The following is a 14,141-nucleotide window of genomic DNA, read 5'->3' as shown; positions in this document are numbered from 1 at the left end:
AGTCTATCGATTGATTTTCGAGCCAAATGGCAGGCAGTACATTGAATTTTTTACCTCTGAAGCATTATTATCGTTCATTATTTATTGCGCTGTTAGTGCCATTGATTGTCGCTTTTTTACTGTGCTTGCACTTATATAATATAAAGCTTGAGCGGACGGTTGAAAAACGCCAAGCTGACTTTACAAATGTTTCAGCACAGGTTACTCACGGGATGGACTCGGTGAGTAATCTACTTACCACCATGTTTAACTTATACGAGCAAGTGACTTATCCCAAAATAAATCAAGATTTGCTCGAAGGCATAAATCAATATGATGGTTACTATTATCGTCATTTTATTGATCAAAGTACGGAAATTGTAGGTAAAGGTGAGTTTGCGTTATCTGCTAAGGCATTAATGCAGTGGCAGCAGGCTATTACATTAGGGCCTTCGTTTAATACAACGCTTGCGTTAATGCAGTCATTATCTGCTGTAGCGTATGTTGATGATAATGGTTTTGCTTATGTAAGCAGGCACAACAAAAGCCAAAGTTTAATGCTTACTGAAATTTTAAATGGAAAATTTAAGCCAAAATTTGCGCAAAACAAACTTACTTCAAGCCCTATTGTTAAAGTGAATGACAATTCGTATTTTGCTATTGGTCGACAACGAAGCACTGACTCAGCCGATTACATTATTTTAATTTATGATGTTCAAGCAATTTCTGGGTGGTTAAAAAAGGTGTCACCGAACAGTGGTGAATACGTTTTTATGAACCAATCGCATCAAATTATCGCCAGCTCTAAACAGATAATAGAGCAAGCGACTGCGTTAAAAAATTATTGGCCAGACTTGGCCAATTATCAGAGTCAAAAAACAGTATTAACTAGTGATAGTAATTACTTTATGCAGCCTATGGATGAGTTACCTATTCACGCAGCATTTTACGAGCACAAACCCCAATTAATAAGCTCAATTAAGTATGAGATATTACTAGAGTTTACTTTTTTAACGCTATTTTTAAGTATTATGTTTGGCGTGTTTTTTTGGTTAAGTCAGCGCATTTTTATAAAGCCGATGACTCACTTAATGTCATATCTTGAGAGTAACGGTACACAACAAGAAGAGCAGCTAAATTACAAAGTACCACTGAGCTGGCAACCTTGGTTTTCTAAAGTGAAGCGGGTATTTACTAAAAACAAACAGTTAGTTGATTCATTACAAAGTGCAAATAAAGCTCTGGACGACCTAGTTCAGCTGCAATCAGAAAAACTAAGCCGCAGTTACGAAGCGAAAGAGCGCCACTTAGCTTTGCTCAACACTATGCTTAACAGTGTGCCAGACCTTATTTACTTTAAAAATATTGATGGTTCATTCTTAGGATGCAATAAAGCATTTGAGGCGTACATCGGTAAAGATCAAACTGCATTAGTTGGTAAATATGTAGATGATTTAGGTGACAATGATCAGCAAATAAATGCGCTTGAAAAACAAGTATTACAAAACAGAAATAGTGTTGAACAGCGAATAGAAACCGATACAAAATCGTATCAACTTACTATTGCACCTTTTTATAACGAGCACCAACACCTGTTAGGAACCATGGGCATTGGTCGCGATATTACCGAGCAGCAACAAACATTATTGGCCTTAAAATCATCTGAATCTAAATTTAGAAGTGCAATTGAATTTGCGGCTAACTGCGTGGTTTTACTCTCGCTTGAACACACCATATTGCAAGTAAATAAAGCAGCAAGAAAGCAGTTTTCTGATCAGCCAGTACTAGTTGGGGAGCAGTTGAAAGCATTATTTGATGACTCCCAATGGAAGCAAATAAAAAGCACTTTAGCGCAATTGCTAGATGACAAAAAACGCGTATACCATTTAACGCTTGCTCAAGGGGGCTTAACAAGCTGGTTGCAACTAAGTGTATCGCTTGTCTGGGATGAAAACCGCGATCCAGCTTATTATGTTATACACATTCAGGATGTGAGTGCATTAACTAAATCAAAACTAGATGCCGAACGAGCAACCCTAGCTAAAAGCCGCTTTATAGCCAATTTAAGTCATGAAATACGTACCCCTTTGAACGCTGTTTTAGGGTTGCTTGATATGTTAATAGAGCAAGGCTTAACGCAAAAGCAATTACAACAAACAGATCAAGCTAAGCATGCAGCACAAAGCTTGTTATTAATGCTTAATAGAATGCTTGATTTTGCACGTATTGAAGGTTCGCAAACCGATTTAAAACAAGCGTCTTTTAGCATGGTTGAGCTGGTGGATATTTGTGAAAGCTTAACGGCTCCATTGTGCGAAGGAAAAGGTATTGAATTTGTTATTGATATTGACCCGCTAATAGCACCTGATTTGATATGCGACAGTATACGTTTGCAGCAAATATTAGGTAACTTATTAACTAATGCCGTTAAGTTTACAAAAACAGGTTCCATTACTTTAAAAATGGAACTTATTGAAAGCGATAGCCTAGAGCAACAGCATATTTGCTTTAAAGTAATCGATACTGGCATGGGTATAGATGAAGCTGATCAAAGTCGCTTATTTGATGCTTTTACTCAAGGTGATGAATCTTCAACCCGCATACACCAAGGGGTTGGGCTAGGTTTAGCTATTGTTAAACATGCAGTATCGTTAATGGGTGGGGAGATTGCTTTAAAGAGTAAAAAAGGCCACGGCAGCGAATTTTATTTCAGTATTAGCTTTTTAGTTGATACCACTAAAAACACAGTGTTACCGACTAATACATTGGCTATTTTATCTGATCAAAGTAAAGAGCTTAAGCAGGTGACAAATGCATATAACGAACTTGCTAATATTAATTTAGATGAGGTACTAAAATACCCAATTAAGCTCTCTAATACTCAAAAAATAATAATTGATGCAGCTGACTTACCTGCACTTTTAAATGTTGAAGCGATTAATGATTCGTTATCAGCTAAAGAAACATCGGTAATTATTATTAATCATCAGCACACACTTAATTTACCGACAAGCGAGCATTTAGCTGCGCATCACGTTAAAGCATCGGCATTAGGGCAAAGGCTATTTAGTTTGAACTCTCAGCAAAAGCCTATAGTTAATACAAGTGCCGCAGTACACAGTGCAACTCAAAGTAAAGCTGATATATCGGGTCTACTTGTATTAGCCATTGATGATAATCAGCTTAACTTAGAAATAATTAGCAGTGTTCTGCGCCAAGCAAACGTAAATGTTGTTACGGCTTTAAGCGCATCAATTGGTATGGAATTATTGCAAGTTTTGAAGCCTGACTTAATATTGATGGATGTGCAAATGCCGAAAATAGATGGCTGTCAAGCAACCGCTTTGATTCGTCAACAGTTTGACGCAAAGCAACTGCCTATTTTTGCTTTAACGGCTCATTGTGAACCTGCTGATGTAGAACGTTCTTTAAAGTGCGGCATGAATAAACATTTAACTAAACCGGTTGTTGCTAAAGTACTTATTGATGCAATTGCTGATTTAAACTTAGTTAAACCAAGCTTTTTTGAAAAATCATTTGCTTTAACGCAGTTTAGTATGGATGAAAAGCTACTTAATACAATGATTGATAAGTTTGCTAGCTTGTGTAAAACCCAGCTATCGCAACTAGAAGAAACAACCAATAAGGATGATTTGGTACGTTTAGTGCATAGTATCAAGGGTGTAGCAGGTAATTTAGGTTTTAGACGATTATCACATTGTGCTTTATTGTGTGAAAGAACGCTTAAAACAACTAATAAGCCTATTGAGATTACACTACAAGAGCTTATTATACAGCTAGAACAGGTAATTGTTTTTATAAAAGGGCTAGGGGTTAGGGATGTCGAAAAGAGCTAAAGTACTTATTGTGGATGATGATCCAATCAACAGATTAGTACTTGAAAAAACACTCAAAGCAGAACACGACGTGTTCTTGGTTGAAAGTGGTGAAAAAGCACTGACCTTTGTAAAAACAGCGCAAGTTGATTTAATAATCCTTGATGTAATTATGCCTGGAATTGACGGCTATCAAGTACTTGTGGAGCTTAAAGAAAACCCAATAACTCAGTCTATTCCTATTATATTTATATCAGCCAATCGTAGCCATGATGATGAAGCAAAGGGCTTAGAGCTCGGTGCAATGGACTACATAACCAAGCCATTTAGTCCTTCTATTGTTCGCGTTAGAGTGCGCAACCAACTCCTCATAAAGCAAAAAAATGATTTGCTAGAAATGCTAGCTTCGATAGATGGCTTAACTGAAATACCAAATAGACGCTACCTTGATGAAAACTTATCTCGAGAATGGCGCCGCAGCAAGCGAAGTGGAACACCGCTATCGGTGTTACTTATGGATATAGACCACTTTAAACGTTACAACGATTGCTACGGACACCGTGCTGGCGATGAGTGTTTAAAGAATGTTGCGCAAGCACTTGCGGCTCAATGTGAACGTGGCAGTGACTTTATTGCTCGTTATGGCGGAGAAGAATTTGCTGCTGTGCTACCAGGAATTGATAGGCATGAAGCAATGGAGTTTGCTAATAAATTACGCAATGCTGTAAATGCTTTGAATATAGAACATAAAGCTTCATTAAATGCAGACCACATCACTATAAGTATAGGTATTGCCACTACACAAAGTGGTAAAGTGTATGCTGAGCAAGCATTATTAGAAGAGGCCGATTTAGGCTTATATGCCGCTAAAGACGCAGGACGAGATAGAATAGTCGCACGCTAAAAACTTAATATACAAAAAACGCCAATATTCATATATTGGCGTTTTTGTATCAAACATTTTTTATTGGTTACTGCGTGATCATACCTAAAGCGGTGTCACCAATGCCCACTAACTTATCATTTTTAAATACTAGTGGCGTACATTCATCTTTTGTTGTTTTTGAATCTGAATGCTTGCTATGCGTTACATAAAAAAGTACTTGGTATACATCGTCATCTTTTTTTAATAGCTCAGTGAAATTAGGCGTTTTTAATTGCGTTAAAACAGACTGGTAGCTGCTATCCATTTTTAGCTCTGATATCACTTCACGATTATTTTTATGCTGTGCTTGCCAGCTTGATGAGTTTTTCCCTGCCCAATGAGTCTCAGCTTCGCCATCTGACACGGCAATAACACAGCCTGTTAAAAATGGAGCGATTAAAGCGGCTGCTAAAAGTGATTTTTTCATTTTTATTTACCTTAATAAGATTTTTAATTGGTTATTAACTGTATTAAAGCAAAGAGTAGACCATATTAATAAGTTGTTATGAATCAGTTTGTTAAGTGAGTTAAGCTGTTTTTATCTAATAAAATATTAAATATATTAGTAAAAACAGCCATTTTTTAGCTTATTTGATTACTACAATAAAATGATTAAACCAAGCGGTTGCGTGATTCACCTTTAGTAAATGCCGCAATATTTAAACTTACTTCATTAATTAAACGCACAATAGATTCAGTACTTGCCCATGCAATATGTGGAGTAAGTAATAAGTTATTGCCTGTGTAATTAGCAAGTGGATTTGAAGCTTCAGCAGGTTCTTTAGTTAGTACATCAACACCCGCTCCAGCAATTAGGTTTTGCTTAAGCGCTGTTGCTAAGTCGGCTTCGTTAATAATACCACCACGTGCTGTATTAATAATTATAGCGCTTGGCTTCATCATTTTAAGCTCATTAAGTGCAATTAAATCACGTGTTTCATCTGTAAGCGGGCAGTGTACGCTGATTATATCGGCTGTTTTAATGACGTCTTCAAAAGGCGTACGACCATCACGACATTTAACCCCTTTACGCTCTGCAACAATAACATTAGCGCCAAATGCCTCAGCCACTTTAGCAACGCCTTTGCCTAGCGTACCGCCGCCTATAATGGCAAATGTTTTACCTTGTAAGTCGTTAAAGCTGTAATCGAGTATGCAAAACATTTCACTTTTTTGCCATGCGCCTTGCTGGCAATCTGCCTGATAGCGGTGGGTGTTACCCAGTAAGTTAGTAATTAAAGAAAACGTATGTTGAACAACTGAAGGGGTTGAGTAGCCAGCTACATTAGTGACGGCAATACCAAATTCTTTAGCGGCTTCTAAATCAACATTATTAGTACCGGTTGCACTTACGCAAATTAATTTCAGCTGTGTTAGCTGACTAATCGTATCGCGACTCAAAACTGCTTTATTAGTGATTAATACATCAGCGCCTTGGCAATGCTCAATAACTTGCTCTGGGCTGGTAAGTTCATAAGTCGTTAATTTACCAAGTTGTTCTATACACGAAAGAGATGTTTTAGCTAACGTTGCGTTATCAAGAATAGTAATGTTCATTATGAGCCCTAAAATAAGTGGATCTGAAAGAGTTAAAATCGTAAAAAAGAGGCTTACGATCCATCAAAAATCTAAAATATGGGCTTAAGGTACTACGAAAGAAAGGCTTTGTTAATGGTATTACTACCAAATGATTAGAGGGCTATGTAGTAGTGGTCTGCCCACTAGCAGATTGAGAACATGGTATTTTGCTAGACTGATCAGTTTTTTTGCACTTATAAGCAAGCCTATGGTCATAGAAGGTAATTAAACTCGGCTTTAAAGCAAGTTGCTAAAATAAAAAATCGTTTTTTTGGTTATTTCGCATTTTAGATTGGCTGAGTTATAATCGGATATAGACATAAACGGTGCGCTTTAGCGTGCCGTTTTTTAACATTGTAGATGTAGTAATGAGTGAATTAGAAGATAAATACGCAGATATACGCCCATACAACGACGACGAAGTTGCGGCGTCGCTTACACGTTTGATTAACGATGATGCGTTTATTGATGTAATAGCAAAGTATAATTTACCGCGCTTTTTATCGGCAGTGCCTTTTATTGCACGTCCAATGGTAAGAAGTCAGTTACGCAAAAAATGGGGCAAAGTAAGCACCGTTGAAGATGTGCAAAATGAAGTGGCGCAATACTTAGATAAACTAGTGAAGCGCACCACATCAAAAGTTACCTTTTCTGGGCTAGATCAGTTAGACGCTAATCAGGCCTATTTATTTATTTCAAACCACAGAGACATAGTGCTTGATCCTGCATTAGTTAATTGGGGTTTATATCAGCATAAAATGAAAACAGTGCGTATTGCTATTGGCGATAATTTATTGCAAATACCTTACATTACTGAGCTTATGCGTTTAAATAAAAGTTTTATTGTTAAGCGCTCTGCTAAAGCACCAAAAGAAATGTTAAAAGCATTAACCCAGTTATCGTCATATATCTATGACTCTTTAATCGGTGGAAATTCTATTTGGATTGCACAAAAAGAAGGGCGTGCAAAAGACGGTTTTGATCAAACAGATCCTGCCCTTTTAAAAATGTTGCAATTAAATGGACGTAAACAAAAGAAAGAATTTGGCGATTATATTAAAGAGTTAAAAATAGTGCCTGTTTCTATTTCTTATCAATATGAACCGTGTGCAATTGCTAAGGCTAAAGAGCTTTATCATAAACAGCATCATGGTGAATATATTAAGTCAGCGGGTGAAGATATTGCCAGTATTGTTGAAGGTTTTAGTTCAGCTAAAGGGCATGTGCATTTAGCATTTGGACAACCAATCGAATCTAAATGTGATAGTGCTGAAGAGCTTGCTAAAACAATTGATAGGCAAATTGTAGATTCGTTTTACTTGCACCCAGGTAATTACATTGCTGGTGGCTGTAAAGAGGCGGTAATAGACTCTCCAGATACAGCGACGTTTGAACAGCGTTTAGCCTGTGTACCAGAAGAGTTAAAACCGTTAGTGCTGGCCATGTACGCTAAGCCATTTCACCGTAAAACAGAGATAAATACCAATAGCTGTGAGTATTAATAATCCCAGCTCAACAAAACTAAGCAGCAATTTAATTGCTGCTTTTTTTTTGCTCAAAAATAACGCTATACTAATACCTCCTCTTCAACTGGGCGGTACTTATGCATGCAACAAATTGAAATATTTGATATTCCAAGTCCTTGCAAAAGTATTTGCTTAGTTAACAACAGAGGATATTGCAAAGGGTGTTATCGTAGTCGGGATGAACGCTTTTCGTGGAATACCTTATCGAACGACCAAAAAAAGAAGGTGCTTAGTTTGTGCCAGCAGCGCTACAAGCGCTACCTTCAAAAAAAGCAGCAAAATGCAGTGCCAAGCACGCAGGCGCAGCAGCAAGGGTTCGACTTTTAAAAGCTTAATCCATATTTGGCTCTTAGTGCGTACACAGTGCCATTGTTAGTTAGGTTAATTAATGACATTTTAAGCTTTTCTACTAAGTTTTCATTACGTTTATTTAAATAATGATAAAGCGGATAAGTACTCAGTACTTCTTTTACAAAACAGCCTTGAGGTGACGGGAGCTCATTGTTTTGCATTATAAAGTTAATCATTAGAGCTCCCTGTACTTTTTTCTGAGCAAGCAAATTAAGTTGGGTATTCATGCTTTTAACTTTAATAATATTCCCTGCAAACTGTGTGCCTGCTAAATAATGTTCTTGCACAGGGTAGCCATCAACAATTGCGACGCTATCGAGCTGTTCTAAACTGTTAGGTAAACAGTTTTTATATAATACTAAGTCAAACTTAAATAGCTCATAATCGACTCTAATTAAGTTTTCGTAATTTTCTTCAATGCTTGCATCCCTTCCTAACTGCCCATCAAGTACGCCATTATTTGCAGCGAGCAAAGCATTTTGGTGACTAAAATCGATTATATGTATTTTAAAACCGATATCTGCGTATGCTAACTTTAATAGCTCTAAGGCATAATCAGCTTGAGGTGTACTTTGCGGACGATTAAAAGTGAGGTTGTATTGATGACTAAAACAAGAGGCACTAAAAAATAAATTTACCAATAATAACAAGATACTAAAATGTCTATTCATTATCAGTTCCAATTACTACAGAAATAAATAAAATAAGACGCGTATAATAACAAGGAGATTACCTCTTGCCCAGTTTAGAGGGGGAATCAAATAATCTTAAAAGCGAATGAGGAAGTATTGTGAGTTTTAATTTATGCCTATTACCACGTGAAGAAAAATATCAAATTCAGTTAGATTATGAAGCGTCTTTTTGGGCGTATCAAATTAAGCGTAATAAAAAAACGAGAGAGCAAGTTTACAACACAATCCACAGCCGCCCAATGGCAGAGCAAATGGTTTTGAAACAAAAATTTGAACAGTATTTAGCGCTAATGCTTAGCTAAATATCGATATAAAAATGTATAAAGTTGAAGTGTTAAATGAACTAAAAACCCCACTTGTGAATAAATTCTACAAAAAGCACAGCGTAAGAGGGCGTGCTAATAAACAAGATAAGGTATGGGTTACTTACTATAATAATGAAATAGTGGCAGCATGTAGGTTACAAGATAAAACAGAGTTTTTATTTTTATCTACCATGTTTGTTGCGCTGGAACATCGCGGTAAAGGGATTGCAAAACAATTGCTTTCAACACTCTTAAAGTCGCAAAATAGAGAGATAAAGACCTTCGCATATGAAAACGTAGCTGATTTGTATTGTGCTATTGGTTTTAACCAGGTGTTAACATATACTCTTGCTTTACAAGTACTTTTTGATACTTACAAACATCGAAATATAGTCGCTCTAGAGTACCCATAATAATAAATAATAATATGGAATAAGCATGAGTAAATACGTTAATGGGATCATTAGTTGCTTTGTAGTTTTAATAACTATTCTAAGTTGCCAAGTAGGGGCACAAGTAAAACGTTTATCTCCTAGCGAAGGCTTATCGCAAAGCTACGTTAATACAATGCTTATAGACACTAACGGTTACCTTTGGCTTTCGACAGAGGCCGGGCTTAATCGTTATGATGGCTATCAAGTTATTCCAATAAACGGCCCTAATGGTGAGTTAGAAGAGGCGATCATCGATCGTATTTACCAAGACCCTCAAGGGCACATTTGGATAGCCTCTTTACTTGCAGGCCTATTTAGATACGACCCCGTAACAGATTCATATCAGCAATTTCTAGAAAAACCGACCAGTGAAGAAGAAATTATCAATCAGTCTGTTTTTAGTATGGTGGCCGTTGATAAAAAAACACTTTGGATTGGGCGAGGCCGCGATTTTGCAAAGCTTGATATAGCAACCGGAAAAATAACAACTATTTTTGAGCTTCCGGCTAAATATAAAAATACTCTTGTGAGAAAGCTGTTTGCCTACAATGGTTATATATTTATAGGTACAAGCCATGGTGCATACGTATTTGATATTGCCACCGAGCAAGTTAGACCTCTACAGCATTTAAAAGGTGAAGCTGAACATATTTACCAAAATAATGTTAAGTCGTTCGCATTAGGTGAAAATAAACAGTTGTTAGTAGGGGCGGTACAAGGCTTATACGAAGTTGATATTAGTAACTTATCAAAAATGTTTGAACGCCCAGATTTACCTTTTAAAAGTAAAGTATTACTAAGTGACTTAAATGTTTGGAGCATAGTAAACGAACACGGAACAATAGATTTAGCTACCGACAAAGGCTTGTTTAAATTTGATTTAAACACAAAAGAGATGATTAAAAATACTCGAATAGCCAAAAGTAAGTACACACTTGCCGATACCAGTATTATTGATATGGCTAAAGATAAATCGGGTGGTACATGGGTTGCGACTAAGACTGATGGAGCGTTTTACTTATCTCACGACAGCTATCATTTTAATAATGTCGATGGCACTTTGCTCGGAGGGGATGGTTTATCACATCACTCTATCTGGGGGATTACCGAATATAAAGACAAGCTTTGGCTTGCAACGCATAACGGTATTACCGAGGTTGATTTAAAAACAAATATTGGTAAAGCTTATTTAAAAGACTACAAAGTCGACTTACTCACCACTGAGTTTACCGTATATGAAATAACGCCCTATAAAGATAATTTATGGCTTTATACAAACCGTGGTTTATTTATTTTTGACCCTGTAACGCATCAAGTTAGCGAACCAAAAGTGCATAACCCTGCTGATCAAGAGCTGATTACTGGTAGAGTGCATGGCGTTACACTCATGCCAAATGGCGATCTATACTTTGTGCACTCAGATCATGGGGTATTTATATACAATATTGATTCTCAAGTAATAACGCGTCTGGGTGGCCAGTTTGACCAATTTGAACCCTTTTTAGCTCATGGCTTTTTACCCGCGTTGAGCAATAAGCCAGACTCACCACTATTTTTTAATGCTGGAATTTTATATCAAGTAAACCCAAGTGATTTAGCACTTAAACTGATTTACAAAGTGCCAAAGCAGCACGAAAACGTAGCCATTAGCGTGCTTTCTTATTTAATTGATAACAACAATATATTGTGGATATCACTTTCTAATTTTGGCTTGATAGGCCTTGACGCATCTACTTATCAATTAGTACATACAATCGATTTAGAGAAGAATAAATTAGGCACATTGCTTTACGATATGGTGCTAGATGATGATGGCATGATCTGGATGAGTAGCCATAAAGGCATTTGGCGATTAAACCCAGAAACACTTCATTTTCAACAATTTTCTACGTCAGAAGGGCTACTCTCTGCTGAGTTTAATAGTAACGCCATGGCACAGCTTAAAGATGGCCATATTGCGTATGGTAGCTTAAAAGGTTTTACTTATTTTCACCCAATGGAAAACCAAAATTACCAGTCACTTATTGATCACGTAAATATTACGCGAGTTGATTTAATGTCACGAGAACTATCGCTTGATTTAAAACAGCCTCTTAACGAGGTTGTGTTAAACCATGATGATATTGGGCTTGAAGTGGCATTTTCGGCTATGGCATTTAGTAATCAAGAACGCATTATTTATGAGTATCAACTCGATAACGGACAAAAAAGTTATACTCGAAATAACAACCGCGTATTGTTTCCAAAATTGAATCCAGGTAATTACCAATTAAAAGTTTGGGCTAAAGACCCCCTGACTGGCGAATATACCTCGCCTGCTATTTTAAAAATAAAAGTAAAGTATCCGCTTTGGCGTGCACCTTATTTTATGGTGCTTTACGCCATGCTGTTTATTGGTTTTGTTGCTATGTGGGTTATGCGCCGTAATAAAATTCAGCGTATTTTATTGGCAGCAAATAAAGAAAGTAAAGAAAGCGAAGCGCGTTTAAAATTAGCACTTGAAGGCAGCGAATCGGGTGTCTGGGATTGGGAGTCGAGCAACCCAAGCATTTACCAACCCCGCTTAGCCAGTGAGTTAAGCTACGAAAATGAAACTGTAAGCCTTGATGAATATTTATCTAAAATTCATCCGCAGGACAAACAGCTATTTCGCTTAGAGTGGCTTGAGTTTTTATCTACCGATAAAGGTTACTTTAATTGTACCTACCGCCTGCGCCATGCAAAAGGCTATTGGCGCTGGTATAAGGACTTTGGAAAAGTAGTTGAGTGGGATGATAAAACTCCACAAAAAGTAGCGGGTACTTATACAAATATGACCCGTGAGATGGTGTTTGAAGAACACGCTTTACTATTTACGGCAGCATTTGAGCAAACACGTGATTGGGTGTTTATACTCGATAAAAACTTAAATATTCGGGCTTCTAATAAATCACTGCAAACCGCCTTTAATTTCTCCGCAGAGTCGTTATCTAGCCGGACTTTAAATTTAGGTATATCGCGCAGCAATCGTTTTGATTATTTACGTATTATGCAAAAGCTATCTGTTGGGGAGCATTTTTCGTGTGAAGACAGTGTGGTTCTAGCTAATGGTGAATCGCGTCATGTACTTGTGAAAATAAGTGCAGTGGCCGATAACGAGCAGCGCCTTAATAGTTATGTCATTATTTTAACCGATATAAACGCACAAAAATCAGCTGAAAATGAGCTGCACTTATTGGCCAACTATGATGCCTTAACTGGGCTGCCAAATCGTACATTATTTAATGACCGCGTTGAACATGCCCTTGAACAAGCAAAACTGCATGGATGCAAAGTGGCTTTGTTACATATCAATATTAAACGTTTTAAATACTTTAATGACTCATTAGGGCACGAAGCGGCTGATGAGCTAATTAAAGAAGTTGCTGAGCGCTTAAAGTGCTCTTTGCGACCATCGGATAGTGTTGCGCGATTTGGTGGCGATGAGTTTGTTGTGTTAGTAGAGGATATTCATCAGATAGAGCAAGTACTTATAATATGTACTAAGTTGATGGATTGCGTGAATCAAAATATTGCGATTAATGGTCAAGTTGTAAACGTTAATTTAAGTATTGGTGTGTCGATATCGCCAGATGACGCAGAGCAAGGCCCCGCACTTTTAAAAGCTGCGAGCATAGCGTTATATCATGCAAAAGACTCTTTAGAAGGGCGCTACCAGTTTTATAAGCAAGAGATGAACCAGCATGTTCAAAGAGCGCTGCATCTTGAATCTCAGCTTACTAGAGCGTATCGAGAAGAAGAGTTTTGTAATTACTATCAGCCTATTATTAATGCTAAGAGCCAAAAAACAGAAGGCTTTGAAGTGCTGCTGCGTTGGCCCGAAAATAAACTAGTACAAACTCAAGAGTTTTCGCTGGCTGCAGAGGGGATAGGCTTAATTACAAAAATTATGCTGCAGACCTTTGCGCGCGCTTTATTCGAGTTAAAAGAGTGGCGAAAAGCCTCACCTAACCTGTATTTATCTATTAACTTATCAGCACTAGATTTTGAGTTTAAAGACCTTGTTCCTGAAATTAGAAGAGCGTTAAGTAAAGCGGGTGTATCGTCTGAGGCAATTGTTTTTGAAATAACCGAATCAATATTAATGCGTGATTCAAAAGAAGCGCTGCATAGCATGGAACAACTTAAAAAGTTGGGTTGTAGATTGTACATGGATGATTTTGGTACAGGTTACGCATCACTTACGTATTTAAAACGTTTTCCTATTGATGTACTAAAAATAGATAGAAGCTTTGTACAAGACATAGGCATAGATTCTGACGATGAAGCTATTATCCAATCAACACTTGCCCTTGCTGATAGTTTAGGCAAAGAGTGTGTAGCTGAAGGCGTAGAAAGCTCGCATCAACTTGCTTTTTTAAAGGCGAGAGGGTGCAAGCATTTCCAAGGGTATTTATTTAGTAAACCGGTACCTAATACCGACGTACTCGCGCTTATTAATCGCGATTGGAGTGACATATTCAATTGAGAATAGTC

At 37.3% G+C, this 14,141-nt stretch carries 10 protein-coding genes; 7 read left to right on the top strand and 3 right to left on the bottom strand.

The window, feature by feature from the left end:
* Positions 1-26 precede the first annotated feature (26 nt).
* Both H5087_RS05365 and H5087_RS05360 read left to right on the top strand, forming a co-directional pair.
* Positions 27-3,836, top strand: a complete 3,810-nt coding sequence (locus H5087_RS05365; RefSeq protein WP_182671399.1) for a PAS domain-containing hybrid sensor histidine kinase/response regulator — start codon at positions 27-29, stop codon at positions 3,834-3,836.
* The gene (locus H5087_RS05360) at positions 3,820-4,719 is read left to right on the top strand and encodes a diguanylate cyclase (RefSeq protein ID WP_039488304.1); all 900 of its coding nucleotides are present in this window, start codon (positions 3,820-3,822) and stop codon (positions 4,717-4,719) included. The genes H5087_RS05365 and H5087_RS05360 overlap by 17 nt, the downstream gene beginning before the upstream one ends.
* A 67-nt stretch (positions 4,720-4,786) precedes the next feature.
* Here the strand turns inward: H5087_RS05360 and H5087_RS05355 are convergent, their stop codons facing one another.
* Both H5087_RS05355 and H5087_RS05350 read right to left on the bottom strand, forming a co-directional pair.
* Positions 4,787-5,167 (bottom strand): DUF3192 domain-containing protein, encoded by a 381-nt coding sequence (locus H5087_RS05355; RefSeq protein ID WP_024596200.1) that lies wholly within the window; start codon positions 5,165-5,167, stop codon positions 4,787-4,789.
* Positions 5,168-5,352: 185 nt separating this feature from the next.
* The gene (locus tag H5087_RS05350) at positions 5,353-6,297 is read right to left on the bottom strand and encodes a D-2-hydroxyacid dehydrogenase (RefSeq protein WP_182671398.1); all 945 of its coding nucleotides are present in this window, start codon (positions 6,295-6,297) and stop codon (positions 5,353-5,355) included.
* A gap of 389 nt (positions 6,298-6,686) precedes the next feature.
* On the opposite strand from H5087_RS05350, the gene H5087_RS05345 reads away from it, so the two are divergent.
* The gene (locus H5087_RS05345; protein ID WP_154903727.1) at positions 6,687-7,820 is read left to right on the top strand and encodes a 1-acyl-sn-glycerol-3-phosphate acyltransferase; all 1,134 of its coding nucleotides are present in this window, start codon (positions 6,687-6,689) and stop codon (positions 7,818-7,820) included.
* A 105-nt stretch (positions 7,821-7,925) separates the two neighbouring features.
* Positions 7,926-8,171 carry a DUF1289 domain-containing protein gene (locus H5087_RS05340; RefSeq protein ID WP_008170756.1) on the top strand — a complete coding sequence of 82 codons (246 nt, stop codon included), beginning with the start codon at positions 7,926-7,928 and terminating at the stop codon, positions 8,169-8,171.
* Here the strand turns inward: H5087_RS05340 and H5087_RS05335 are convergent.
* Positions 8,168-8,866, bottom strand: a complete 699-nt coding sequence (locus tag H5087_RS05335) for an ABC transporter substrate-binding protein (RefSeq protein WP_182671397.1) — start codon at positions 8,864-8,866, stop codon at positions 8,168-8,170. The genes H5087_RS05340 and H5087_RS05335 overlap by 4 nt on opposite strands.
* Positions 8,867-8,985: 119 nt before the next feature.
* On the opposite strand from H5087_RS05335, the gene H5087_RS05330 reads away from it, so the two are divergent.
* Genes H5087_RS05330 through H5087_RS05320 form a run of 3 tightly spaced genes read left to right on the top strand, consistent with a single transcriptional unit; the run spans position 8,986 to position 14,133 of the window.
* Positions 8,986-9,189: a DUF3283 family protein gene (locus tag H5087_RS05330; protein WP_002962585.1), complete on the top strand. Its 204-nt coding sequence runs from the start codon at positions 8,986-8,988 to the stop codon at positions 9,187-9,189.
* Between the two features lie 14 nt (positions 9,190-9,203).
* On the top strand, positions 9,204-9,605 hold the full coding sequence (locus tag H5087_RS05325; RefSeq protein WP_024596205.1) for a GNAT family N-acetyltransferase: 402 nt from the start codon (positions 9,204-9,206) through the stop codon (positions 9,603-9,605).
* Between the two features lie 25 nt (positions 9,606-9,630).
* A complete protein-coding gene (locus H5087_RS05320; RefSeq protein ID WP_182671396.1) occupies positions 9,631-14,133 on the top strand; it encodes an EAL domain-containing protein in 4,503 nt (1,500 codons plus the stop codon).
* Positions 14,134-14,141 lie beyond the last annotated feature (8 nt).

The organism is Pseudoalteromonas sp. SR43-7 (assembly GCF_014163785.1).
GTDB classification, from domain to species: domain Bacteria; phylum Pseudomonadota; class Gammaproteobacteria; order Enterobacterales; family Alteromonadaceae; genus Pseudoalteromonas; species Pseudoalteromonas distincta.
Note: the sequence above shows the minus strand (reverse complement) of the source record. Positions and strands in the feature narration are given on the sequence as shown.